At 72.1% G+C, this 23,337-nt stretch carries 25 protein-coding genes; 19 read left to right on the forward strand and 6 right to left on the reverse strand.

All coding sequences use genetic code 11. The features are described 5' to 3' along the window. Nucleotides 1–173: 173 nt before the first annotated feature. From ettA to ACGFIR_RS20965, 4 genes are all read left to right on the forward strand, one after another. Entirely contained in the window at nt 174–1,850 is a 1,677-nt protein-coding gene (ettA, locus tag ACGFIR_RS20950) for an energy-dependent translational throttle protein EttA (RefSeq protein ID WP_392999246.1), read from the forward strand. A 19-nt stretch (nt 1,851–1,869) separates the two neighbouring features. Then, nucleotides 1,870–2,316 (forward strand): acyl-CoA thioesterase, encoded by a 447-nt coding sequence (locus tag ACGFIR_RS20955; protein WP_392999248.1) that lies wholly within the window; start codon nt 1,870–1,872, stop codon nt 2,314–2,316. After that, complete coding sequence (locus tag ACGFIR_RS20960) at nt 2,313–3,017, forward strand: hypothetical protein (RefSeq protein WP_392999250.1); 705 nt, start codon at nt 2,313–2,315, stop codon at nt 3,015–3,017. Before ACGFIR_RS20955 ends, ACGFIR_RS20960 begins: the two co-directional genes overlap by 4 nt. Before the next feature lie 149 nt (nt 3,018–3,166). Continuing rightward, nucleotides 3,167–3,754 carry a YbjN domain-containing protein gene (locus tag ACGFIR_RS20965; protein WP_392999252.1) on the forward strand — a complete coding sequence of 196 codons (588 nt, stop codon included), beginning with the start codon at nt 3,167–3,169 and terminating at the stop codon, nt 3,752–3,754. 153 nt (nt 3,755–3,907) lie between these two features. Here the strand turns inward: ACGFIR_RS20965 and ACGFIR_RS20970 are convergent, their stop codons facing one another. From ACGFIR_RS20970 to ACGFIR_RS20980, 3 genes are all read right to left on the reverse strand, one after another. After that, nucleotides 3,908–4,297, reverse strand: coding sequence for a globin (locus ACGFIR_RS20970; RefSeq protein WP_392999470.1), 390 nt, complete (start codon nt 4,295–4,297; stop codon nt 3,908–3,910). A gap of 97 nt (nt 4,298–4,394) precedes the next feature. Next, nucleotides 4,395–5,807, reverse strand: coding sequence for an MFS transporter (locus ACGFIR_RS20975; RefSeq protein WP_392999254.1), 1,413 nt, complete (start codon nt 5,805–5,807; stop codon nt 4,395–4,397). Nucleotides 5,808–6,036: 229 nt separating this feature from the next. Continuing rightward, nucleotides 6,037–7,086: a mechanosensitive ion channel family protein gene (locus ACGFIR_RS20980; RefSeq protein ID WP_392999255.1), complete on the reverse strand. Its 1,050-nt coding sequence runs from the start codon at nt 7,084–7,086 to the stop codon at nt 6,037–6,039. Nucleotides 7,087–7,382: 296 nt separating this feature from the next. Here ACGFIR_RS20980 and ACGFIR_RS20985 point away from each other — a divergent pair, with 296 nt between their 5' ends. Beyond that, nucleotides 7,383–7,916 carry an HNH endonuclease gene (locus tag ACGFIR_RS20985; RefSeq protein ID WP_334609954.1) on the forward strand — a complete coding sequence of 178 codons (534 nt, stop codon included), beginning with the start codon at nt 7,383–7,385 and terminating at the stop codon, nt 7,914–7,916. Between the two features lie 68 nt (nt 7,917–7,984). On the opposite strand, the gene ACGFIR_RS20990 is transcribed toward ACGFIR_RS20985, so the two are convergent. From ACGFIR_RS20990 to ACGFIR_RS21000, 3 genes are all read right to left on the reverse strand, one after another. After that, nucleotides 7,985–8,836, reverse strand: coding sequence for a class F sortase (locus tag ACGFIR_RS20990; protein WP_392999257.1), 852 nt, complete (start codon nt 8,834–8,836; stop codon nt 7,985–7,987). Between the two features lie 12 nt (nt 8,837–8,848). Then, a complete protein-coding gene (locus tag ACGFIR_RS20995) occupies nt 8,849–9,370 on the reverse strand; it encodes a hypothetical protein (RefSeq protein ID WP_392999259.1) in 522 nt (173 codons plus the stop codon). A 115-nt stretch (nt 9,371–9,485) separates the two neighbouring features. Beyond that, complete coding sequence (locus ACGFIR_RS21000) at nt 9,486–9,941, reverse strand: Lrp/AsnC family transcriptional regulator (protein WP_363899516.1); 456 nt, start codon at nt 9,939–9,941, stop codon at nt 9,486–9,488. A 181-nt stretch (nt 9,942–10,122) separates the two neighbouring features. On the opposite strand from ACGFIR_RS21000, the gene ACGFIR_RS21005 reads away from it, so the two are divergent. From ACGFIR_RS21005 to ACGFIR_RS21070, 14 genes are all read left to right on the forward strand, one after another. Next, on the forward strand, nt 10,123–11,022 hold the full coding sequence (locus ACGFIR_RS21005; RefSeq protein ID WP_392999261.1) for a tryptophan 2,3-dioxygenase: 900 nt from the start codon (nt 10,123–10,125) through the stop codon (nt 11,020–11,022). Nucleotides 11,023–11,042: 20 nt separating this feature from the next. Next, nucleotides 11,043–12,353, forward strand: coding sequence for a kynureninase (kynU, locus tag ACGFIR_RS21010; RefSeq protein WP_392999263.1), 1,311 nt, complete (start codon nt 11,043–11,045; stop codon nt 12,351–12,353). Beyond that, on the forward strand, nt 12,350–13,687 hold the full coding sequence (locus ACGFIR_RS21015) for an FAD-dependent oxidoreductase (protein ID WP_392999265.1): 1,338 nt from the start codon (nt 12,350–12,352) through the stop codon (nt 13,685–13,687). The genes kynU and ACGFIR_RS21015 overlap by 4 nt, the downstream gene beginning before the upstream one ends. Before the next feature lie 23 nt (nt 13,688–13,710). After that, nucleotides 13,711–15,192, forward strand: a complete 1,482-nt coding sequence (locus tag ACGFIR_RS21020) for a 2-hydroxymuconic semialdehyde dehydrogenase (RefSeq protein ID WP_392999472.1) — start codon at nt 13,711–13,713, stop codon at nt 15,190–15,192. A gap of 23 nt (nt 15,193–15,215) precedes the next feature. Then, nucleotides 15,216–16,010 (forward strand): 2-keto-4-pentenoate hydratase, encoded by a 795-nt coding sequence (locus tag ACGFIR_RS21025; RefSeq protein WP_392999474.1) that lies wholly within the window; start codon nt 15,216–15,218, stop codon nt 16,008–16,010. Continuing rightward, nucleotides 16,007–16,948 (forward strand): acetaldehyde dehydrogenase (acetylating), encoded by a 942-nt coding sequence (locus ACGFIR_RS21030; protein WP_392999267.1) that lies wholly within the window; start codon nt 16,007–16,009, stop codon nt 16,946–16,948. Before ACGFIR_RS21025 ends, ACGFIR_RS21030 begins: the two co-directional genes overlap by 4 nt. Continuing rightward, nucleotides 16,945–18,021, forward strand: a complete 1,077-nt coding sequence (dmpG, locus tag ACGFIR_RS21035) for a 4-hydroxy-2-oxovalerate aldolase (RefSeq protein ID WP_392999269.1) — start codon at nt 16,945–16,947, stop codon at nt 18,019–18,021. Before ACGFIR_RS21030 ends, dmpG begins: the two co-directional genes overlap by 4 nt. 55 nt (nt 18,022–18,076) lie before the next feature. Beyond that, nucleotides 18,077–18,850, forward strand: a complete 774-nt coding sequence (locus tag ACGFIR_RS21040) for a 2-keto-4-pentenoate hydratase (RefSeq protein ID WP_392999271.1) — start codon at nt 18,077–18,079, stop codon at nt 18,848–18,850. Continuing rightward, complete coding sequence (locus ACGFIR_RS21045) at nt 18,847–19,347, forward strand: RidA family protein (protein ID WP_392999273.1); 501 nt, start codon at nt 18,847–18,849, stop codon at nt 19,345–19,347. The genes ACGFIR_RS21040 and ACGFIR_RS21045 overlap by 4 nt, the downstream gene beginning before the upstream one ends. Then, nucleotides 19,344–19,868, forward strand: a complete 525-nt coding sequence (locus tag ACGFIR_RS21050) for a 3-hydroxyanthranilate 3,4-dioxygenase (protein ID WP_392999275.1) — start codon at nt 19,344–19,346, stop codon at nt 19,866–19,868. The genes ACGFIR_RS21045 and ACGFIR_RS21050 overlap by 4 nt, the downstream gene beginning before the upstream one ends. Further along, nucleotides 19,868–20,902 (forward strand): amidohydrolase family protein, encoded by a 1,035-nt coding sequence (locus ACGFIR_RS21055; protein ID WP_392999277.1) that lies wholly within the window; start codon nt 19,868–19,870, stop codon nt 20,900–20,902. The genes ACGFIR_RS21050 and ACGFIR_RS21055 overlap by 1 nt, the downstream gene beginning before the upstream one ends. A gap of 190 nt (nt 20,903–21,092) precedes the next feature. Continuing rightward, complete coding sequence (locus tag ACGFIR_RS21060) at nt 21,093–22,556, forward strand: amidase (RefSeq protein WP_392999279.1); 1,464 nt, start codon at nt 21,093–21,095, stop codon at nt 22,554–22,556. A gap of 73 nt (nt 22,557–22,629) precedes the next feature. Beyond that, nucleotides 22,630–22,917, forward strand: coding sequence for a hypothetical protein (locus ACGFIR_RS21065; protein WP_392999476.1), 288 nt, complete (start codon nt 22,630–22,632; stop codon nt 22,915–22,917). Next, on the forward strand, nt 22,904–23,311 hold the full coding sequence (locus ACGFIR_RS21070; protein ID WP_392999281.1) for a DUF5130 family protein: 408 nt from the start codon (nt 22,904–22,906) through the stop codon (nt 23,309–23,311). Before ACGFIR_RS21065 ends, ACGFIR_RS21070 begins: the two co-directional genes overlap by 14 nt. Nucleotides 23,312–23,337 lie beyond the last annotated feature (26 nt).

Here is a 23,337-nt window from a genome sequence, read left to right on the forward strand (position 1 = left end):
GCAGGTCGCGTCCGGTGCGTCGGGGCGGGGTGATGTGGGCGCGGCGCCGCGTACCTGTCAGGATTGAGGATGGCGTGCGTGCGGCCGGCCACCGGCCGGCGGCGGCGGGCGGAGATCGCAGCCCGCGCCCGCGCCCGCCGACCCAGCCGCAACCTACGGAGGTAGCCCGCACCGTGGCCCAGTACATCTACGTCCTGGAAAAGGCGCGCAAGGCGCACGGCGACAAGGTCGTGCTCGACAACGTGACGCTGAGCTTCCTGCCGGGGGCCAAGATCGGTGTGGTCGGCCCGAACGGCGCCGGCAAGTCCAGCCTCCTCAAGATCATGGCAGGCCTGGACCGGCCGAGCAACGGCGAGGCCCGGCTGATGCCCGGCTACACCGTCGGCCTGCTCGCCCAGGAGCCGCCGCTCAACGATGCCAAGACCGTGCTCGGCAACGTCGAGGAGGCGGTCGCCGAGACCAAGGCCAAACTGGAGCGGTTCAACAAGATCGCCGAGCAGATGGCCACCGACTACTCCGACGAGCTGATGGAGGAGATGGGCAAGCTCCAGGAGGAGCTGGACCACGCCGACGCGTGGGACATCGACTCCAAGCTCGAACTGGCGATGGACGCGCTGCGCTGCCCGCCGCCGGACGCCGACGTCACCCAGCTCTCCGGCGGTGAGCGCCGCCGGGTGGCGCTGTGCAAGCTGCTGCTGGAGGCCCCCGACCTGCTGCTGCTCGACGAGCCCACCAACCACCTGGACGCGGAGAGCGTCTCCTGGCTGGAGCAGCACCTGGCCAAGTACGCCGGCACCGTCATGGCGATCACCCACGACCGGTACTTCCTCGACAACGTGGCCGGCTGGATCCTGGAGCTGGACCGCGGCCGGGCCGTCGGCTACGAGGGCAACTACTCCACCTACCTGGAGAAGAAGGCCGCCCGGCTGGCCGTCGAGGGCCGCCGCGACGCCAAGATGAAGAAGCGCCTCACCGAGGAACTGGAGTGGGTCCGCTCCAACGCCAAGGCGCGGCAGACCAAGTCCAAGGCCCGCCTCGACCGCTACGAGGAGATGGCCACCGAGGCGGAGAAGACCCGCAAGCTGGACTTCGAGGAGATCCAGATCCCGCCGGGCCCGCGCCTGGGCAACACGGTCATCGAGGCGCACAACCTGACCAAGGGCTTCGGCGACCGGGTGCTGATCGACAACCTGTCCTTCTCGCTGCCGCGCAACGGCATCGTCGGCATCATCGGCCCGAACGGCGTCGGCAAGACCACCCTGTTCAAGACCATCGTCGGGCTGGAGCAGCCGACGAGCGGCGAGGTCAAGGTCGGCGAGACCGTCTCGCTGTCGTACGTCGACCAGAACCGGCAGGGCCTGGCCGGGGACAAGACGGTCTGGGAGGTCGTCTCCGACGGGCTGGACCACCTGATGGTCGGCAAGGTCGAGATGCCGTCGCGGGCGTACATCGCGGCGTTCGGGTTCAAGGGCCCGGACCAGCAGAAGCCGACCAAGGTGCTCTCCGGCGGCGAGCGCAACCGGCTCAACCTCGCGCTGACGCTGAAGATCGGCGGCAACGTGATCCTGCTCGACGAGCCCACCAACGACCTGGACGTGGAGACGCTCTCCAGCCTGGAGAACGCGCTGCTGGAGTTCCCCGGCTGCGCCGTGGTCATCTCACACGACCGGATGTTCCTGGACCGGGTCGCCACGCACATCCTGGCCTGGGAGGGCGACGACGAGAACCCGGCCAAGTGGTTCTGGTTCGAGGGCAACTTCGAGGCGTACGAGAAGAACAAGGTCGACCGGCTCGGCGCGGAGGCGGCCCGCCCGCACCGGGTGACCTACCGCAAGCTGACCCGCGACTAGCAGCGGAACGCTGCCGATCATGAGTGATCGTTTCGTCTACCACTGCACCCTGCGGTGGTCCGACCTGGACGCGTACGGCCACGTCAACAACTCGCGCTTCCTCACCCTCTACGAGGAGGCGCGGGTGGCGTTGATGTTCGCCGGCGGCCGGGCGTGGGGGGTGGGCTCGTTCGCCGACGGGGTCGTGATCAGCCGGCACGAGATCGACTACCTGCGCCCGGTCGAGTACGCCCTCGGCCGGGCCACGGCGGAGGCCGCTCCCACGGTGCGCATCGAGCTGTGGGTGGAGGAGATCCGGGGCGCCTCCTTCACGGTCGCCTACGAACTCTTCGACGGCGACGTCCTGGCCAGCCGCGCCCGTTCGGTGCTGGTGCCGTTCGACTTGACCCGGCAGCGGCCCCGGCGGATCACCCCGGAGGAGCGGACGTTCCTGCTGACGTACGCGCCGCAGGGACCGGCGGCGTGACGACCGACGGGCCGGTCCCCCCGGCACGGGCCGCCGGCGGGCACGGGATAGCCGACGCGGCCGACGCGGGGGCCTTCCTGGCCCGCCTCGTGCGACTGGACCCCGGCGCGCCGGTCCGACTCCGATCGACCGGCGCGAGGGGCCGTACGGCCCTCTGGGGGCGCCTGCCGTGGGGCGTGCTGGTCGTCCGCACGGTGGCCGGCGACGGCCCGGGCGACGCCACGGTGTCGGGCGCCGAGTTGCTGACCGAGCTGTCGACGGGTGGGGCGGCACTGCCGACGCGGCGGGACGAGCGCTGGCGGTGGCCGCTGCCGCCCGCGGCCAGTCGCCGGGTGGAGACGCTGCCCGCCGGCGAGCTGCGGCGGGTCGCGGCGGCGGCGGCGGGAGCCCTGCGCGACGCCAGCGCCCACGGTGTCGGCGGGCGCGCGGTCGGGCAGCGGGCGCTGCGTGACGCGCTGCTCGACCACGTGCCGGTGGTGGTCACCCCGGACGACCCGCCCGGCGAGCCGGTGGAGGTGACCCAGCGGATGGTTCAGGGGTTGGTCCGGATGGGCTTCCTGGGGTCCGGTAAGGGGTTCACCGGGACGGACGGCGGGGGCGACGTTCAGGTGCGAACGGTGGGCCGATGGGTCGGTCTGGTGGGACCGTACGGAGCGATCTGGTCGCAGACGGCCACGAATCTCGTCGTGCGGCCTGTCTGAGTTCATCCGTTCGGATGACCCGTGGTCATTCTTCTGTCCTGGTGCTGCCGTTAGGGGGGTGCCTCAACCCGGCTGTCCGGGTACCGTCCATCCTCGGATCCAACGCACCGTAGGCGGCTGGATCCGCTGGGGAGTGAGGTGCGCGAGCGATGCCGTGGTGGTCATGGCGCCCCGGTCCCGCCAACGGCGGCGGCGACCCGGAAAGTCGGAGCGGGGTCACAGTGGAGAGCACCGTCCGGGTCGGACCACCGACCCCCCGTCAACCGGGAGACGACTGCCCACCGCCGGAGCGAGCCGTGATCGCGGACATGCCCGCCACGGTCGAGCCGGTCACCCTGCCCCGCGTCTGCGACGCACTCGACATGCTCGACGTGCGCTACCTGGCCGACGGTGACGGCAACCTGCTGGCCATGTGGGAGCGGCACGCCGTGCTGGTCACCCTGGAGGGGCCGGAGGACGAGATCCTGGTCATGCGCGCCCGTCCACACGCGACGGTGCCGCCGGACTGGGCCGACCGCGCCTACCGGGTGGTCAACGAGTGGAACCACACCCGCCGCTTCTGCAAGGCCTACGTCGGCGACCCGACCGAGCGCGGCCAGCTGCCGATCTACGCGGAGTTGCAGGTGCCGTTCAGCGCCGGCGCGCACGACGCGCTCCTGGTCGAGATGCTCGACTGTGGCGCGGCCGTCGCCACGAGCTTCGTGGACTGGCTGCACGACGAGGGCGCCCTGCTCTGAGCCGCCAGACGCCCGGCGGGCGGCGGACCCGGTCCGACGCGTACCGCCGGGCTCCCGCCCGGCTGTGCCATCAGCGTGAATCTCGGCAACGCGGCCGGCATCCGGCACCGTCCGAAGCGGACCGCCGCTCCCGCCATGCATCCGGTGCCCGGGTCAGGCCGGTCCCGCCGGATCCTCCATCGCGTTGACCATGAAGTAGGCGGCCCGCTCCAGGTAGTCCCAGAGCGCGGTGGCGATCTCCGGCGGCAGGTCGAGCCGGTCGACGGCGCGGCGCATGTGCAGCAGCCACGCGTCCCGCTCGGCGGCGCCGATCCGGTACGGCGCGTGCCGCATCCGCAGCCGGGGGTGCCCCCGCTGCGCCGAGTACGTGTTGGGGCCGCCCCAGTACTGCATGAGGAACAGGGTCAGCCGGTCCGCGGCCGGGCCCAGGTCCTCCTCCGGATACATGGGACGCAGCAGCGGGTCGGCGGCGACACCGGCGTAGAACTCGTCCACGAGCCTGCGGAAGGTGGGCTCGCCGCCGACCGCTTCGAAGAGGGTCATCGACGCCTCGGGACGGTCGGACTCACCTGCGGCATTCACCGTTCCATCCTGCCAGGTGCGGCCCGGAGCGATCGGGGGGTGTCGGCTGTGGGTCGGGTCACCGTGTGCCGCTGCTGTCCCGCCTCGCCGGGGCGACCGCCCAGCGGCCCACCGGCTGGCCCGGGGACTCCTCCCCGACCAGCCCCGGCGCGTCTCCCGTCCCGGCCGCCTCGCCAGACTGCCGCAGGGTGGCCGCGCTCGCCCGCTGCGCGGCGTCGATGGTCGCGTCGATCGTCGACCGGTTCGGCCAGCGCACGGCGGCGAGCGTCATCAGCAGCACCCCGACGGCGCTCCACACCCCCACCACGAGCGGGATGGAGTATCGCTCGGCCAGCAGCCCGGTGATGAGGACGGCCAGGCCCTGGATGACCTGGACGCCGGTCGCCATCACGCCGAAGGCGCGGGCCCGGTAGCCGTCGGGCAGGGCCCGGACGAAGAGCCCGTTGGCCACTGGCAGCATGCCGGCGACGGCGAACCCGCAGGCGGCGGCGAGCAGCGCCACCACCAGTGGTGGCGGGTCGAGCAGGGCCGGCACCAGGGCCAGCGGGGAGAGCACCGCCAGCGGCCGCATCAGGCTCAGCCTGCGGTCCGGCCCGAACGCCCGGCTCACGATCAGGCCGCCGAGGATGAAGCCGACGGGATTCGCCGCCATGATGATGGCCTGGGCGGCACCCGCGTCCAGCCGGCCGGCGTGCTCGCTGGCCCACGCGGCGGCGAGGCCCTCCGGCACCACGGAGAAGAGCATGGCGGCGAAGACCAGCACGGCGATGGCCCGTAGCACCGGGGTGCCGAACACGATCTGGAACCCCTGCGCGGTCTCCCGCAGCAGGTGGCTGCGGTGCGCGGCGGTCATCGCCGTCGGTCGGTCGGCCACGCCGAAGCGGACCAGCGCGGCCGACAGGGCGAAGGTCGCCGCGTTCACCAGGAGCGCGGTGGTCGGGTTGAACGCCGCGATGGCCGCGCCCGCCAGGTAGCCGACGACCTGGGCGGCCTGGCCGACGCTGCTGATCATGGACAGCCCGACCACCAGGCGGTCCCCGGTGAGGATCAGGGGGATCAGCGCCGACTTGGCGGCCTGGCTCGGTGGATTGGCCAGCGTGGTGGCGAAGAGCAGCGCCAGGACCGCCGCGACGGGCATGCCCGGGATGGCGATGCACACCATCAGCAGCATCCGGACGAGGTCGCAGACGACCATGACCTGCCGGTAGCGGTGCCGCTCCGCGAGCGTGGCGAGCAGGGGACCGCCGACGAGCCAGGGCAGGTAGCTCACCGCGAAGGCGGCGGCGGAGAGCGCGACGGACCGGGTCTCCTCGTAGACCAGCAGGGTGACCGCCGCCTTGGCGATGTAGTCGCCGATCCAGGAGAGGGCGCTCGCCGTGAATACGGCGCCGTACTCGCGGTTGACGAACACCTCGCGGAAGGTTGCGGGCCCTTCCGGGGGTGGTCGCTCGTCAGGCACCGTCGCCTCCATCGTTCCCTGGGCGGGCCACTCGTGATGGACGGCCCGGGAACCGTCGTCAGATCTACGGATCAGCGAGGACGTGATCACGCTCCGGGGGAGCGCGTGCACCGGATTTTGCCCGATCGTCCGACGACTGGCTAGGGCGAAGGGGTTGATCGTCGCATCCCCGACTGAACGAACGGACGATACCCGAGGGGCCGCCCGGCTCGCGACCCCCACCGCCCGGCGTCGGGGTGCCTCAGGTGGCGCCGCCCTGCCCGGTCTCGCCGGGAGTGTGCATCGCTATGCCGGGGTAGAGCCGGGCGGCGGCGATCTTCGCGGTGATGCCGGAGTTCTCCAACGCCTCGGCGAGCCGGCGACGCAGTTCCCGGCCGACGGCGAACTGCCCGTCCGCGGTCGTCTTGACCACCGTACGGATGACCGCGCCGTCGACCGTCATCTGCTCGACGCCCAGCACCTCCGGCGCCTCGACGATCTCCGGAGCGAGTTCGGGGTCCATCGCCACCGAGGCGGCGGCGGTCCGTAGCACGGCCGTGGCCTCCTCGGTGCCGGCGAAGCCGATCGGCAGGTCGACCACCACCAGGGCCCAGCCCTGGCTCTTGTTACCCACCCGGACGATCTCGCCGTTGCGGATGTACCAGAGCACGCCCCGCCCGTCGCGGACGGTGGTGACCCGCAGCCCGACCGCCTCCACCACGCCGGTCGCCTCGCCGAGGTCCACGGTGTCGCCCACGCCGTACTGGTCCTCGATCAGCATGAACAGGCCCGCGATCAGGTCCTTGACCAGGCTCTGCGCGCCGAAGCCGAGGGCCACCCCCGCGATGCCGGCGCTGGCCAGCAGCGGGGCCAGGTCGAAGCTGAACTCCTTGAGGATCATCAGCAGCGCGATGCCGAAGATGAACGCGGTGCTCAGGCTGCGCAGCACCGAGCCGATCGCCTCGGCCCGCTGCCTGCGTCGCTCGGGGACGAACTCGCCGGGCTCGACGGCGGCGGTGGGGATCCGCTCGCGCAGCGGGCGCAGCATGGTCGGCACGCCCGCGTCGGTGGTGGTGCGCACCAGCCGGCGGATCGTCCGGTGCACCAGCCACCGGGCGGCGACGGCCAGCAGCAGGATCAGCACGATGCGCAGCGGCTTCAGCAGGATCCAGTAGCTGCCCTCGGCGAACCACACCGATCCGGTCATGTCGTAGACGCTCTTGCACAGGGCGTCGTCCAGGCAGGTCGGCGACGGGGCCGGGTCCGGCGCCTCGACGGCGGGCAGGGCGGGCGTCAGGCTGACATCGGTCACGGTGTCTTCGTACCGCACCCGGCGGGGCGGGATCGCGCCGACCCTCCGCGGCGTGACCCGGCCCGGCACCCTCCCGGACAGGGGCGCCAGCGGGCGCGGGTGAACCGGCCATCCTGACACGTGCCGGAAACGCATCCGGAGGGACCCCGGATTAGTACGTGCAATCCGGGGGCCGATCAGGGACGATGGGCGCACGGACGTCGGTGATCCGGCCGGCGTCGGCCGTGGTGGGTCGCTGTGCCCGTTCCCGGTCGGCGGTGGTGAGTAGGAGCCGCTGAACCGGGAGGGTGAACGCGATGCCTGACATACGACCCACGGTGGGCTCCGGTGCGCTGGTCCTCAATGCCACCTACGAGCCGCTGTGCGTCGTGTCGGTGCGTCGTGCCGCCATTCTCGTGCTCTCCGCCAAGGCGGTCTGCGTCGCCGACGGCGACGGCATCCTGCACAGCGCCCGCGACGCGCTGCCGGTGCCGTCGGTCGTCCGGCTCACCCGCTTCGTACGGGTGCCCTACCGCACGCACGTCGGCCTCTCCCGTCGCGCCATCTTCGCCCGGGACGGCTGGCGGTGCGCCTACTGCCGGGGCCCCGCCGAGACCATCGACCACGTCTTCCCCCGTAGCCGGGGCGGCCGGCACGCCTGGGAGAACGTCGTCGCCGCCTGCGCCCGGTGCAACCACACCAAAGGCGACAAGACGCCGGCCGAGCTGGGCTGGCGGTTGCACGCGCTGCCGGCGGCCCCGAGGGGCACCGCCTGGCGGGTGCTCGGCCACCGCGCGCCGGATCCCCGCTGGGCCGACTGGCTGGACCTGCGCGAGCCCGAGGCCGCCTGACCGTCGCCCCGCCCGCCGACCGCGGTAGGCGGCACGGCCGCCCGGCGACACCGGCGCCCGGCGGCCGGTCAGGCCGTGCGTGCCCGGACCAGGGACGCGAAGACCACCACGTTGTCGGCGTACCCGGTCTCGCCGCCCACCCAGCGCCCGCCGCAGGTGATCAGGCGCAGCCGGGGCCGGCTGAAGTCGCCGAAGACCTCGTCGACCGGCAGTTGGTCCTTGTCGAACCGTTCGACCGAGTCCACCTCGAAGACCGCCACCGAGCGGTCCTGCCGGGCGACCTCGATGCGGTCGCCGTCGCGCAGGTCCCGCAGCTTGTGGAAGACCGCCGGCCCGGTGGTCGTGTCGACGTGCCCGACGATCACCGACGGGCCGTACTGACCCGGGGTCGGCCCCTGGTCGTACCAGCCGGCCTCCTGGGCGCGGGCGGCGTCGGGCACCCCGATGGTGCCGTCCGGGGCGATCCCGACGGCGTGCACGGGCGCCCGGACGTCGATCGGGTCGATGGCGATGCCGACGGGCCGGCTGGCGGGCAGCACCGGGAACTCCTTCGGCGCCGGCCGCAGCGCCGCGAGGAACCGGTCCGGCAGCAGGCTCACACCGGCGATCCGCTCCACGCCGAGCATCGTGATGATCAGCGCCATCAGCGTCCCGATCACCAGGACCGGCAGACCCGGGCCCCGCTCCGAGAACGGCCGGCGGCGGCCGGCCGGAATCCGGCGGTACCGGGGGCGGGCGGACACGGTTCCGGCGGCCGGATCCGTGGTGGCGACGCTCGCCGACACCGCCTCCCCGGCCACCCGTCGCAGCCGGCGGACGGTCGCGGCCGCCGCCCGGCGGGACGCGCGCAGCGCCCGCCGGGTGCCCGCCCGGACCCGGCCCGGATCAGCTCGCCTGGTACGCCTCCGCAAGCGGGCCATGGCGACGGCGGGTCAGGAACCGGTCCCGGTCCGGCGGCGGTTGCCGAAGAAGCCGAAGCCCACGGCCAGCGCCACCACCGCGAGGCCCCCGACCATCAGCATCGAGCCGGTGCCCGACGCGCCGGCGGTGCCGCCGCCCCCGGTGGCCGGGCCCTTGCTGGGCTGCTCCATGTTCAGCACGGTGAGCGTGGTCGTCGCGGTCCTGCCGTTGTCGCAGCGCAGGTTCACCGGGTAGTCGCCGGGCGCCTTGCTGCCCGGGATGGTGACCTGACCGGTCAGGAAGCCGTTGTCCGGCCGCAGGATCACGCGCCCGAAGGCGTCGGAGTGCACGTCGGCCTGGCGGTCGTTGGCGTTGTCGCAACTGGCCCGGATACTGACCCGGGTGCCGGCCTGCGCGCTGTTGGGCACCACCTCGACGAAGGTGTTCTCGCCCGCCCACCCGGGCGCGACGGTCGCCAGGACGAACGCCCCGACCAGCGCCAATACGGTCAGAACCCTGGTCAGGGCACGTTGGAACGCTGTGAGTACCGGCATGATCCCCCCTTCCGGTGACGATCACCGGAATCCTCCCCGGGCAACAGTGGCCTGCTTTCCCGCTGGCCGGGGGGCAAACCCGGGGGCCGGTCAGCGGGACCGGTCGGCGGGGGCGTCAGCGGGGCCGGTCGGCCGGGGGCAACGGGGTGACGGGCTGCCACTGGAGCGGGGTGGAGAGCACCATCGTGCTGGACGGCTGGCCGTACGGGGCGAGCCGGTCGATGACCGCCTCGAAGTCGTCGATCGACCCGGCGGCCACCTTGAGCATGCTGCACGCGTCGCCGGTGATGCGGTGGATCTCCAGGATCTCCGGCCAGCCCGCCACGTCCGGGTCGTGCAGGATGCACCGCGACCCGTAACAGGACATCCGGATCAGCGCGACCACGGTGCGGCCGGCCCGGGTCAGGTCGACGTGGGCGTGGTAGCCGGTGATCACCCCCGACTCCTCCAGCCGGCGTACCCGCTCGGCCACGGCCGGCGGCGACAGGTGCACCCGGCGGGAGAGTTCGCTGAAGGAGAGGCGCGCGTCGGCCTGCAGTTCCCGCAGCAGCGCCCAGTCCATGTCGTCCATGCGGCGACCTTACCTCCGTAAACCCGAATCCGACTCATGCCTTCCGCGTCGCAGGTCAGAGGGGGTGTGTGCCGTTGATCCGGCATTCCAATCGGGGGTTCCGCCGAGAGACCATGTCGGTCATCCCCAAAACGGCCGACCGTCGGCCGTCCGGGTGACGCAGAACAGAGGGAGGCCACCGGTGGAGCAGACGGAGCTGCGGGTACCCGCCAAGGCGGCGGTGCGCCCGGCGACCCCGCGGCAGCGCGCCGCCCGCGCCGCCCGCAACGGCGGTGAACCGACGCTGGAGTTCACCGAGCGGGTGCCGTACGACGCGTACGTGCAGGCCAGCACGCTGCACCGGTTGCAGCAGCCACTGAGCGACGACCCCGGCGAGATGTCCTTCCTGGTGGTCAGCCAGATCATGGAGCTGTACTTCGGGCTGACCTGCCACGAGCTGCGCGAGGCGCAGCGGCTGCTGCGGGCCGACCGGGTGTGGGACGCGCTGGCCCCGCTGCGCCGCGCCGCGCTGCACCTGGAGGGGCTGAACGCGGCCTGGAAGGGGCTGCGCTGGATGACGCCGGCCGACTTCAACCGGTTCCGCAACCTGCTGGGCGAGGGCTCCGGCTTCCAGTCGGCCATGTACCGGCACCTGGAGTTCCTGCTCGGCCTCCGCGACGAGGCGCTGATCCGCCCGTTCCGCAGGCAGACCGAGGTCTACGCCGAGCTGCGCGCCACCCTGGCGGCCCCGAGCCTCTGGGACGACGTGCTCGCCCTGCTGGCCCGGCACGGCCACGACCTGCCGGCTGACCTGCTGGACCGGGAGTTCGCCGCCGAGCACCAGCCGCACGCCGCCGTGGAGGCGGCCTGGGTGCGGATCTACGCCGAGCCCGGGCCGGAGAACCACCTGCGGATGCTGGGCGAGGCGTTGACCGAGGTCGCCGAGCAGTTCGGCGACTGGCGGCAGCACCACGTCAAGGCGGTGCAGCGCACAATGGGCGCCAAGGTCGGCAGCGGCGGCTCCGCCGGACTGGCGTGGCTGCAACGCAGCATGGCCCGGGTGGTCTTCCCCGAGCTGTGGTCGGCCCGGACAGCGATGTGACCCGAGAGCGAGACAAGCCCATGCACACCCCCGCACCTGAATCGTTCGGGCTCGCCGACGGCGAAACCGGGGCGCGCCAGCTCGACGCCGCCGATCCCGGGCACCGCCACCTCTTCCACGTGCCGCCGGCCGACGGCGGCCGGTATCCCGAGGCCGCCTACCTGGCCGGCAACTCACTCGGCCTGCAACCCCGGGCGACCCGCGAGGAACTCCTCGCCGACGTCGAGTCGTGGAGCCGGCTCGCCGTCGAGGGCCACCTGGAGGGCGAGCGCCCCTGGCTGCCGTACCACGAGCTGCTGACGGCGCCGGCCGCGCGACTGGTCGGCGCCACCCCGGCCGAGGTCGTGGTGATGAACTCCCTGACGGTCAACCTGCACCTGCTCATGGTCAGCTTCTACCGGCCGGCCGGGGAACGCACCAGGATCGTCATCGAGGACAGCGCCTTCCCCTCCGACAGCTACGCCGTGCGCAGCCAGGCCCGCTTCCACGGCCTCGACCCGGACGCCACGGTCGTCCGGCTACGACCGCGGGCGGGCGAGGACAACCTGCGCACCGAGGACGTGACCGCCTTCCTGGCCGCCGAGGGCCACACCGTCGCGCTGCTGCTGCTCGGCGGGGTCAACTACCTCACCGGCGAACTGATGGACATCCCGACGATCACCGCCGCCGGCCGGGCGGCGGGGGCCGTGGTCGGCTGGGACCTGGCGCACGCCGCCGGCAACGTCCCGCTCGCGCTGCACGACTGGGACGTCGACTTCGCCGCCTGGTGCTCGTACAAGTACCTGAACTCCGGGCCCGGCGCGCTGGCCGGGGTCTTCGTGCACGAGCGGCACCTCGGCGACGCCGACCTGCCCCGCTTCGAGGGCTGGTGGAGCACCGAGGCGGCCACCCGCTTCGAGATGACCCCGGTCTCCCGGCCGCCGGCCACCGTGGAGGCCTGGCAGATCTCCAACCCGCCGATCTTCGCGATGGGCCCGGTGCGGACCTCGCTGGAGCTCTTCGACGCCGTCGGGATGCCCGCGCTGCGCGAGCGCAGCATCCGGCTCACCGGCTACCTGGCGGGGCTGCTCGACGAGGTCACCGCGACCCGGCCGCTGACCGTGGTCACCCCGCGCGAGCCGGAGCGGCGCGGCTGCCAGCTCTCGGTGCGCATCGGCGCGGGCAGCGCGTCCGGGCTGGCCAAGCGGCTGCGGCACGAGCACGGGGTGATCGCCGACGCCCGGGAGCCGGACATCATCCGGTTCGCCCCGGTGCCGCTCTATTCCACGTACCACGACTGCTGGCGGGTGGCCGAGGCGCTGGCCGCCACCGTGGCGGAGGTGAACCGATGACGCAGGAACGAGACGAGATCGCGGTGGTCGGCGCGGGCCTGGCCGGCTGCCTGCTGGCCTGCTTCCTGGCCCGGCGCGGCTACCCGGTGGCGCTCTACGAGCGGCGGCCCGACCCGCGTACCGGCAGGGTGGAGCGGGGACGGTCCATCAACCTGGCGCTCTCCGAGCGCGGCCTGGACGCGCTGCGGCGGATCGGCCTCGACGAGCAGGTGCTGGCCGACGGGTTGCCGATGCGCGGCCGGATGATCCACCCCGTGGACGGGGAGGCGCAGTTCCAGTCGTACAGCGCCTCCGGCGACCGGGCGATCAACTCGATCAGCCGGGGCGCGCTGAACAACGCCCTGCTGGACGCGGCCACCCGCCTGCCGGGCGTGCGGGTCGCCTTCGACCACCGGCTCGTCGGCCTCGACCCGACCAGCGGCAAGATGACCTTCGAGACCCCGCAGGGCGAGGTCGCGGCCACCGCGTCGGTCGTCCTCGGCACCGACGGCGCCGGCTCGGCGGTGCGCGGGCAGCTGCTGGCGTACGGGCTGCTGACCGAGAGCGTGGACTTCCTGGACTACGGCTACAAGGAGCTGACGATCCCGCCGCTGGGCGGGGACTTCGCCCTCGACCCGGAGGCGCTGCACATCTGGCCGCGCGGCACCTCGATGATGATCGCGCTGCCGAACCCGGACCGCTCCTTCACCTGCACGCTCTTCTGGCCCACCCACGGCACCGCCAGCTTCGCCTCGCTGGGCAGCCCGGCGGCGATCGAGCGGCACTTCGCCGAGCACTACCCCGACCTGCCGCCGCTCGCCCCGGGCCTCGTCGACGACTACCAGCACAACCCGGTGGGCGTACTCGGCACCGTCCGGTGCACGCCCTGGCAGGCGTACGGGAAGGTCGGCCTGCTCGGCGACGCGGCGCACGCCATCGTCCCGTTCTACGGCCAGGGCGCGAACTGCGCCTTCGAGGACGTGGTCGAGCTGGACCGCTGCCTGGACGAGTGCGCCGACGACTGGTCGGAGGCGCTGCCGATGTTCCAGCAGCGCCGGCAGGAGAACGCCGAGGCCATCGCGCAGATGGCGTTGGCGAACTTCGTGGAGATGCGGGACAAGGTCGCCTCGCCGCTGTTCCAGGCCGGCCGCAAGGTCGAGCACACGCTGGAGCGGCTGCTGCCGGGCCGGTACGTCTCCCGCTACGAGCTGGTGTCCTTCTCGACCACCCCGTACGCCGAGGTGCGTCGCCGGGTCCGCCGGCAGCACCGCCTGCTCGGGGCGGTCGCCGCCGGGGCGGCGGCGCTGCTGGCCGGCGCGGTCGGCCTGGCGATCAGCCGAGGGCGGCGTCGATGACCGCGACCTGGGATCCGCGCCTGATGGCCGGGACGGCGCCCGACGGCCCACCGCTGCTGCGCAACTTCGTCGGTGGTGAGTTCGTCGAGGGTGGGCGGCGGTTCGTCAAGCGCAGTCCGGTGACGGGTGAGCCCGTGTTCGAGGTCGTCGAGGCGGATCGGGGTTGTGTGGATGATGCGGTCGCGGCGGCGCGGGCCGCGTTGCGGGGGCCGTGGGGTCGGATGGGGGAGCGGGAACGCGCGGAGGTGTTGCGTCGGGTCGCCGATGAGTTGGAGCGGCGTTTCGATGATCTGGTGACCGCCGAGGTGGCGGATACGGGTAAGTCGATTTCGCAGGCGCGGACGTTGGATGTTCCGCGTGGTGCGGCGAATTTCCGTGCGTTTGCGGAGATCGTGGCGACGGCGCCGACGGAGTCGTTCACGACGGTGACGCCGTCGGGTGGTCGGGCGCTGAATTATGCGGTGCGTAAGCCGGTGGGTGTGGTGGCGGTGATTGTGCCGTGGAATTTGCCGTTGCTGCTGTTGACGTGGAAGGTGGCTCCGGCTCTTGCCTGTGGTAATGCGGTGGTGGTGAAGCCGAGTGAGGAGACGCCGGCGTCGGCGACGTTGTTGGCGGAGGTGATGGCGGCTGCGGGGGTGCCGGAGGGTGTGTTCAATCTGGTGCACGGGTTCGGTCCGGATTCGGCGGGGGAGTTTTTGACCCGGCACCCGGACGTCGACGCGATCACGTTCACCGGTGAGTCGTCGACGGGGAGCGCGATCATGCGGGCGGCGGCTGATGGGGTGCGGCCGGTGTCGTTCGAGTTGGGTGGGAAGAACGCGGGTCTGGTGTTCGCGGATGCGGATCTGGATGCGGCGGTGGCGGGTTCGGTGCGGTCGAGTTTCACCAATGGTGGTCAGGTGTGTCTCTGTACGGAGCGGATTTATGTGCAGCGGCCGGTGTTCGAGGAGTTCACGGCCCGGTTGGCGCAGCGGGCTGGTGAGTTGTCGTTCGGGTGGCCGGCCGACGAGGCGACGGTGAACATGCCGTTGATTTCGCATCAGCATCGGGAGAAGGTCCTCGGCTACTACGACGTGGCCCGTGGTGAGGGGGCGCAGGTGCTTGCCGGGGGTGGGGTGCCTGCGTTTGGTGATGCGCGTGATGGTGGTGCGTATGTGCAGCCGACGGTGTTGACGGGGTTGGGTGCGGATGCGCGTACCAATCGTGAGGAGATCTTCGGGCCGGTGGTGCACGTCGCCCCCTTTGACGACGAGGACGAGGCGTTCGCGCTGGCCAACGGGACGGAGTACGGGTTGGCGGCGGCGGTGTGGACGCGGGATGTGGGTCGGGCGCATCGGGCCGGTATGAGGTTGGATGCGGGGATCGTGTGGGTGAACACGTGGTTCCTGCGTGATCTGCGCACCCCGTTTGGTGGGGTGAAGGCGTCGGGGATCGGGCGTGAGGGTGGCGTGCATTCCCTTGATTTCTATTCGGAACTGACCAACGTCTGTGTGGACCTGGCATGAGCGAGCGCGGCGAGGAGCCCGAGATGAGCGTCGACTACGAGGCCGCCGCCAGGGATCTGGTCGAGGCGCGGGAGAGCGGTAAGCCGTGTCCGCCGCTGCGGGGGCGGCTGTTGCCGGAGGGCGACGTCACGTCGGCCTATCTGGTGCAGCAGCTTCAGGCACGGCAGTGGTTGCAGCGGGGTCACCGGCGCGTGGGCGCGAAGATCGGGTTGACGTCGCGGGCGGTGCAGGAGTCGTTCGGCGTGTTCCAGCCGGACTTCGGTGTGCTGCTCGATGACATGGCGGTGCCCGACGGGGCCGAGGTGTCGATGGGCCGGCTGTTGCAGCCTCGGGTGGAGGCGGAGGTCGCGTTCGTGTTGGGCGCGGATCTGCCGGATGAGCGGATCACCAGTGCGGATGTGATCCGGGCGGTGGATCATGTGTTGCCGGCGATCGAGATCGTGGATTCGCGGGTGGCGGGGTGGGACATCTCGATCGTGGACACGGTGGCGGACAACGCCTCCAGCGGCCTGTTCGTGCTCGGCACCACGCCGCGTCGGCTCGCCGACGTGGACCTGAGGCTGTGCGGGATGGTCCTCGAACAGGCCGGGGAGCCTGTGTCGGTCGGCGCAGGGGCGGCGTGCCTGGGCAATCCGTTGCACGCGGTGCAGTGGCTGGCGCAGACGATGGCCCGCTCGGGTGACCCGCTGCGCGCCGGGGACGTGGTGCTGTCCGGCGCGCTCGGCCCGATGGTGCCGGTGACGCCCGGCGCGGCGTACGAGGCGCGGATCTCCGGTCTGGGCTCTGTCCGCACGTGCTTCTCGAAGGAGGCGTCGTGAGCGTCGGGGTTGCGGTGATCGGGTCGGGCAACATCGGTACCGATTTGATGATCAAGGTGCTGCGGTTGTCGGAGTCGCTGCGGATGGTGGCGATGGTGGGTATCGACCCCGCCTCCGACGGCCTGGCGCGGGCCCGCAGGCTTGGTGTGGCGACGACTGCCGAGGGCGTCGACGGTCTCGTGGCGATGCCGGAGTTCGCCGAGGTGGAGTTGGTGTTTGATGCCACGTCGGCGGGTGCGCATCGGCGTAACGATGCGGTGTTGGCGGCGCATGGTCGCCTCGTGGTGGATCTGACGCCGGCGGCGATCGGTCCGTATGTGGTGCCGCCGGTGAATCTGGACGAGCATCTGCATCAGCGGAACGTGAACATGGTGACGTGTGGTGGGCAGGCGACGGTGCCGATCGTCGCGGCCGTCGGTCGGGTTACGCCGGTGGTGTACGGGGAGATCGTGGCGTCGATCGCGTCGAGGTCGGCGGGGCCGGGGACGCGGGCGAACATCGACGAGTTCACGGAGACGACGGCGCGGGCGATCGAGGTGGTCGGTGGCGCTGATCGTGGTAAGGCGATCATCGTGTTGAATCCGGCGGATCCGCCGTTGTTGATGCGCGACACGGTGTACTGCCTGTGTGAGGACGCTGACGCGGATCGGGCGGCGATCGCCGGGTCGGTGGCGGAGATGGTGGCGGCGGTGCAGGAGTACGTGCCGGGCTACCGCCTGAAGCAGGACGTGCAGTTCGACCTCGTGGACGCGTATGTGCCGTCGTTGGGGCGGCGTCTGAGCGGGTTGCAGGTGTCGGTGTTCCTGGAGGTCTCCGGTGCGGGGCATTACCTGCCGGCGTACGCGGGGAATCTGGACATCATGACGTCGGCGGCGTTGCGTACGGCGGAGCGGCTGGTGGCGGTGCGTTCCGAGGCTGCTTCGGGGGTGCTGTCGTGACTGATCTGTACATCCAGGACGTGACGTTGCGCGACGGCATGCACGCCGTGGCTCACCGGTACACCGTGGAGCAGGTCCGTACGATCGCCGCCGCGCTCGATGCGGCCGGGGTGGCGGCGATCGAGGTCGCCCACGGTGACGGGCTGGCCGGTTCGAGTGTCAACTACGGCCATGGTGCGGCCAGTGACGCCGACTGGATTTCGGCGGCGGCCGAGGTGATGACGAACGCGAAACTCACCACCCTGCTGCTGCCCGGCATCGGCACCATCGCCGACTTGAAGGCGGCGAAGGCCCTGGGCGTGACGAGTGTGCGGATCGCGACGCACTGCACGGAGGCCGACATCTCGGCGCAGCACATCGCGTGGGCGCGGGAGAACGGCATGGACGTGTCCGGGTTCCTGATGATGTCGCACATGAACGATCCGGCCGGTCTGGCGGGGCAGGCGAAGCTGATGGAGTCGTACGGGGCGCACTGTGTCTACGTCACCGACTCTGGCGGCCGACTGCTCATGTCGGACGTGGCGCAGCGGGTGGACGCGTACCGGCAGGTGTTGGCACCGGATACGCAGATCGGTATCCACGCCCACCACAACCTGTCCCTCGGCGTCGCCAACAGCGTGGTGGCGGTCGAGCACGGCCGGATTCTCGGCGACGCCGCGGTGAGCGACCAGGCGAGCCATGGGCGCACCGTGCGGGTCGACGCGTCGCTGGCCGGGCAGGGCGCCGGGGCCGGGAATGCGCCGTTGGAGGTGTTCGTGGCCGTGGCGGAGTTGCACGGGTGGGAGCACGGTTGTGACGTGTTCGCCCTGATGGACGCCGCCGACGACATCGTGCGCCCGTTGCAGGACCGGCCCGTGCAGGTCGACCGGGAAACCCTGTCCCTCGGCTACGCCGGGGTGTATTCGAGTTTCCTGCGGCATGCCGAACGCGCCTCGGACAAGTACGGGGTGGACGTGCGGTCGATCCTGGTCGAGTTGGGACGCCGTCGGATGGTCGGCGGGCAGGAAGACATGATCGTGGACGTGGCACTGGACCTCGCCGAAGGTCGCGCGCAGACGGGCGCGAGACAGTGAGCGTGAGGATCGAGCCGGGTGTGCGAGCCGCGCAGTCGCGAACGAGGGAGAAGCCATGATCGGGCCGGACACCGCCGGTATCGCCGAGCGGTTGGGCGTGGCGGCCGACACCGCCACCGCCATCCCACAACTGGCCGCCGAGACCGGTCTCGATGTGGATGCGGCGTACGCGGTGCAGACCGCGTTGATCCAGCGTCGCCTCGACCGGGGTGAGCGCCTGGTCGGGTTGAAGATGGGCCTGACCAGCAAGGCGAAGATGGCGCAGGTCGGCGTGGACGAGGTCATCTGGGGCCGCCTCACCGACACCATGCGTGTTCCCGACGGCGGCACCCTCGACCCGAGCAGGTTCATCCACCCCCGCGTCGAGCCGGAGGTGGCGTTCCTGCTCGACCGCCTGCCCGAACCCGGCGAGCCGGTCGGGGACTTCACCGACGCCGTCCGCGCCGTCGCGCCGGCGATCGAGATCATCGACTCCCGCTACGCCAACTTCAGCTTCTCCCTACCGGATGTGATCGCCGACAACACCTCCGCCGCCGCGTTCACCATCGGCGCCTGGTCACCCGTGCCCGACGGCCTGGACAACCTGGGTGTGCTGCTGGAGATCGACGGACGGGTCGCGCAGGTCGGCTCCACCGCCGCGATCCTCGGCGACCCCCGCCGCGCCTTGGACGAGGGCATCCGGCTGGCCGGACGCCACGGCGTACGCCTGCGCGAAGGGTGGGTGTTCCTCGCCGGTGCCGCCACCGCCGCCGTCCCCCTGAAACCCGGCGCCCACGTCCGCGTCGTCGTCGAACACCTCGGCACCATTTCCCTGCGAGCAGCAGCATGACCACCAACCACGACACGACCGCGAACCACGGCACGACAGCCGGCCCCGACACGCGCGCAGGCCACGGCACGGGCACGCAGGCGCACGTCGTCGCCGGCAAAGCCGTACCCCGAGGCGCGTTTCCCCACGTCAAGGTTGCCGGCGGCTTCGTCTTCGTCTCCGGCACCTCCAGCCGCCGCCCCGACAACACCTTCGCCGGCGTGCAGGTCGACGAGCTCGGCACCACCAACCTCGACATCCGCGCCCAGACCCGCGCCGTCATCGACAACATCGCCGACCTGCTGAAGACCGTCGGCGCCGACCTGACCGACCTCGTCCAGGTCACCACCTACCTCGTCAACATGAACGACTTCGGCGGCTACAACCAGGTCTGGGCCGAGTACTTCGACGCCACCGGCCCCACCCGCACCACCGTCGCCGTCCACCAGCTACCCCACCCACACCTGCTCATCGAGATCCAGGCCGTGGCCCTTCTTCCGTCAGGAGGTCAGTCGTGAGTGAGATCGCGGAGCCGTTCAGCTTCCCCGGCTGGATCGCGGAGAACCAGCACCTGCTGAAGCCGCCGGTCGGCAACAAGGAGATGTTCCCGGGTGGGGACGACTTCATCGTGATGGTGGTGGGCGGGCCCAACCAGCGCACCGACTTCCACGTCGACCCGTACGAGGAGTTCTTCTACCAGGTCAAGGGCAACATGCACATCAACCTGATGCTCCCGGAGGGGCCGCGTACGGTGCACGTGCGCGAGGGCCAGATGTGGATGCTGCCGCGCAACACCCCGCACTCGCCGCAGCGGCCCGAGGCCGGCTCGATCGGCGTGGTCGTGGAGCGGGTCCGCGAGGAGGGCACGCTGGAGAAGTTCCAGTGGTACTGCACCGAGTGCGGGCACAAGGTGCACGAGGTCGAGTTGCAGGTCCGGGACATCGCCGCCGACCTGCCGCCGGTCTTCGCGGCGTTCTACGCCGACGAGGCCGCGCGTACCTGCGCGAACTGCGGCGCGCTGCACCCGGGCAAGGGCTGATGCCTGCCGGGCCCGGGCAGGGGCGGCCTCCGGTGGTCGACGTGCACACGCACGTCGTACCGAAGGGATGGCCGGACCTCGGCGCGGCGTGCGGCGGGTCCGGTTGGCCCTGGCTGCGCGTCGACTCCGAGCGGGCGGCCATGATCATGGTGGGGGAGACGGAGTTCCGCCCGATCGGGGCGGAGTGCTGGGACGCGCCGACGCGGCTCGGGGACATGGCCGCCGACGGCGTGGACGTGCAGGTCGTCTCGCCCACCCCGGTCTTCTTCAGCTACGACCGTCCCGCCGACCAGGCGGTGAAGGTGGCGCGGATCTTCAACGACCTGACCCTGGAAGTCACCGCCGCCGGCGGCGACCGGCTGGTGCCGTTCTGTCAGGTGCCGTTGCAGGACCCGGAGGCGGCCTGCGCCGAACTGGACCGCTGCCTCGCGGCCGGGCACGCCGGGGTGGAGATCGGCAACCACGTCGGCGACCGCGACCTGGACGACGCCGGCATCGTGGAGTTCCTGACGCACTGCGCCGAGGTGGGCGCGCCGGTCTTCGTGCATCCGTGGGACATGCCGGGCGGCCCCCGGCTGGACCGGTGGATGGCCCGCTGGCTCGCCGGGATGCCCGCCGAGACGCACCTGTCGGTGCTGGCGCTCATCCTCGGCGGCGTCTTCGACCGGGTGCCCGACACGCTGCGGATCTGCTTCGCGCACGGCGGCGGCAGCTTCCCGTTCTGGCTGGGCCGCGCCGACAACGCCTGGCACCGCCGGGGCGACCTGGTACGCGGTGCCTCCACCGCCCCGCCCAGCTCCTACGTCGACCGGTTCTGCGTGGACTCGGTGGTCTTCTCCGCGCCGGCACTGCGGCTGCTGGTCGACACGATGGGCGCCGATCGGGTGCTCGTCGGCAGCGACTACCCGTACCCGCTGGGGGAGCGGCCGGTCGGCCGGGTGGTGCGCGAGGCGGACTTCCTCAGCGCCGAGCAGCGCGACCTGCTGCTCGGCGGCAACGCCCTGCGCTTCCTCGGCACCGCGGGGCAGGGGTGAGATCCGGAGCCGTCGCGGCCCCCAGTGCGCGCGACGGCTCCGGAGCAGAGGGACTCAGGAGTGCGGGCAGGTGTCCCGGTACTCCTCGATCGTCGAGCCTTGGGGGCCGGGCAGAGGAACTGGGCGCGTCGCGCCCGGCGGCCGGCCGTGTCGCGCGGCGCAGCGGGACACGGGCGGGCAGGATGAGGGGATGGCCGAGCCGCACGACCTGACCGCGCTGGAGCAGGCCGCCGCGATCGCGCGCGGCGAGCTGTCCAGCGTCGAGCTGGTCGAGCACCACCTGACCCGGGTCGACGCGCTCGGCGACACCGTCGGCGCGTTCGTCACGGTCACCAGCGAGCGGGCCCGCGTGGCGGCCCGCGCGGCCGACGCCGTACCCGCCGACGAGCGCGGCCCCCTGCACGGCGTACCGACCGCCATCAAGGACCTGACCCTCACCGCCGGGGTGCGCACCACCTTCGGCTCGGCGGCGTTCGCCGACTTCGTGCCGCCGGTGGACGCCGACGTGGTCCGGTTCATGGCGCGGGCCGGGCTGGTGAGCCTGGGCAAGACCACCACGTCGGAGCTGGGCTGTTCGCTCTACTCCGAGGGGCTGGTCGCGCCCCCGGCCCGCAACCCGTGGGACCTGGCGTACACCGCCGGCGGCTCCAGCGGAGGAGCGGCGGCGGCCGTCGCGGCCGGGCTGGTGCCGGTCGCCCAGGGCTCCGACGGCGGCGGCTCGCTGCGCATCCCCGCCTCGCTGTGCGGCCTGGTCGGCTACAAGCCGAGCCGCGGCCTGGTCTCCGGCGGGCCGGTCGGCTTCGGCGCCTACGGCCTGCCCACCAACGGCCCGATCGGGCGTACGGTCGCCGACGTGGCGGCGCTGCTCGACGTGCTGGCCCGGCCGGTGCCCGGCGAGCCCTACCTGGCGCCCGACCCGCCCGCCGGCGGCTGGCTCGGCGCGGCCCGGGCGGCCGACCCGGGGCGGCTGCGCGTCGGGCGGTTCACCGCCCCGATGCTCGCCGACGAGCCGGTGCACCCCGACTGCCTCGCCGCCGTGGACCGGGCGGCGGCGCTGCTCACCGCCGCCGGCCACGAGGTGGTCGACGTCCCCGCGCCCCTCGGGCCCGCCGTGTGGCCGCTGTTCGAGATCGTCTGGTACGTGCTGGCGCTCGCGCCCGTGCCGCCGGGGCGGGAGAGCGCGCTGCTGCCGCTGACCCGGCACCTGCGGGCCCGGGCGGCGGAGATCTCCGCCGGCACCCTCACCGCCACGCTCGGCGAACTCCAGGCGCAGGTACGCCTCGGTGTGCGCCGTACCGCCGGCTGTGACCTGCTGCTCTGTCCCACCCTCGCCGCGCCGCAGGCGCCGCTGGGCTGGTTCACCGAAGGCGGCGACCCGGCCGAGGACTTCGACCGGCAACGTCGCTTCTCGCCGTACTGCGCCGTGTTCAACGTCACGGGTGATCCGTCCGTCTCCCTGCCGGTGGGCGTCACCGCCGAGGGGCTGCCCGTGGGGGTCCTGCTGACCGGTCGGTACGGCGACGACGCGAGGTTGATCGCCACGGCTGCGCAACTGGAGCACTCCAGTGGCGGATGGGATCGCCACCCCGCAATCTGGCGGGCCGTGGGCTCCGCTAACGTGAATGGCGACGGTGTCGGGCGGTCGGCGCCATGATCGTCCACCCGACCCGGATCCTTGAGGTCTCTTCTTCCGCCTGGGGGCGTTGGGATTGTCTGTAACCGAGACGTTGCTGGTCTTCGTCGGCATCCCGGCGGCCGCGGTGCTGGTGATCGCCGGTCTGGCGTACGCCGGTAGCCGTGGCGGCGGCGGTGGCGGCGCCAGGCGCTACCGGCCGGGCCGGCCCTTCGACTTCACTCCGGTCTGGTTCCTGGGCCGGCCGGAGCAGCTGGCCGACTCGGCCGGCACCGCCCTGGCAGCGGGCGCGCAGGCGCCGGCGCTGACCAGCCGCAAGCAGGAGCAGGCCGGCATCGAGGCGCCGGCCGGTGGAACCGGAGGCGCAAGTGACCGTTGGTGAGAAGCAGGCCGGGACGGGTAACCCGCCCGAGGTGCTGGACGGGCCGTTCTCGACCCGCCAGCTGCTGCGCATCGACGAGGCCCTGCGCCTGGCCGACCAGGGCACCGGCCTGGTCTTCTCGGTGTTCGTCGGCGGCCTCGACGAGCCGATCCGGGAGCACGCCGAGCGGCTGCACCGCCAGCTCGCCGAGCCCGACAAGTCGGTCCTGATCGCCGTGTCGCCCAACCAGCGGCAGCTGGAGATCGTCACCGGGCGGCACGCCCGCAAGCGCATCCCCGACACCTACGCCCGGCTCGCCGCGCTCTCCATGGTGGCGGCGTTCGGCGGCGGCGACCTGACCGGCGGCATCATCATCGGCCTCGACCAGCTCGCCAGCCACGCCGGCAAGGGCTGACCGTCCGGAGACGACCCGCACCACCA

The sequence above is a fragment of the Micromonospora sp. NPDC049051 genome, from assembly GCF_043197575.1.
Lineage (GTDB): Bacteria > Actinomycetota > Actinomycetes > Mycobacteriales > Micromonosporaceae > Micromonospora.

Bases quoted from the DNA above. Each gene is read 5' to 3' on its own strand.
- ACGFIR_RS20955 (WP_392999248.1), top strand. From the start codon at position 1,870: ATGAGTGATCGTTTCGTCTACCACTGCACCCTGCGGTGGTCCGACCTG.
- ACGFIR_RS20965 (WP_392999252.1), top strand. From the start codon at position 3,167: ATGCCGTGGTGGTCATGGCGCCCCGGTCCCGCCAACGGCGGCGGCGAC.
- ACGFIR_RS20970 (WP_392999470.1), bottom strand. From the start codon at position 4,297: ATGACCCTCTTCGAAGCGGTCGGCGGCGAGCCCACCTTCCGCAGGCTC.
- ACGFIR_RS20975 (WP_392999254.1), bottom strand. From the start codon at position 5,807: ATGGAGGCGACGGTGCCTGACGAGCGACCACCCCCGGAAGGGCCCGCA.
- ACGFIR_RS20985 (WP_334609954.1), top strand. From the start codon at position 7,383: ATGCCTGACATACGACCCACGGTGGGCTCCGGTGCGCTGGTCCTCAAT.
- ACGFIR_RS20990 (WP_392999257.1), bottom strand. From the start codon at position 8,836: ATGGCCCGCTTGCGGAGGCGTACCAGGCGAGCTGATCCGGGCCGGGTC.
- ACGFIR_RS20995 (WP_392999259.1), bottom strand. From the start codon at position 9,370: ATGCCGGTACTCACAGCGTTCCAACGTGCCCTGACCAGGGTTCTGACC.
- ACGFIR_RS21000 (WP_363899516.1), bottom strand. From the start codon at position 9,941: ATGGACGACATGGACTGGGCGCTGCTGCGGGAACTGCAGGCCGACGCG.
- kynU (WP_392999263.1), top strand. From the start codon at position 11,043: ATGCACACCCCCGCACCTGAATCGTTCGGGCTCGCCGACGGCGAAACC.
- ACGFIR_RS21015 (WP_392999265.1), top strand. From the start codon at position 12,350: ATGACGCAGGAACGAGACGAGATCGCGGTGGTCGGCGCGGGCCTGGCC.
- ACGFIR_RS21020 (WP_392999472.1), top strand. From the start codon at position 13,711: ATGGCCGGGACGGCGCCCGACGGCCCACCGCTGCTGCGCAACTTCGTC.
- ACGFIR_RS21025 (WP_392999474.1), top strand. From the start codon at position 15,216: ATGAGCGTCGACTACGAGGCCGCCGCCAGGGATCTGGTCGAGGCGCGG.
- ACGFIR_RS21040 (WP_392999271.1), top strand. From the start codon at position 18,077: ATGATCGGGCCGGACACCGCCGGTATCGCCGAGCGGTTGGGCGTGGCG.
- ACGFIR_RS21045 (WP_392999273.1), top strand. From the start codon at position 18,847: ATGACCACCAACCACGACACGACCGCGAACCACGGCACGACAGCCGGC.
- ACGFIR_RS21055 (WP_392999277.1), top strand. From the start codon at position 19,868: ATGCCTGCCGGGCCCGGGCAGGGGCGGCCTCCGGTGGTCGACGTGCAC.
- ACGFIR_RS21060 (WP_392999279.1), top strand. From the start codon at position 21,093: ATGGCCGAGCCGCACGACCTGACCGCGCTGGAGCAGGCCGCCGCGATC.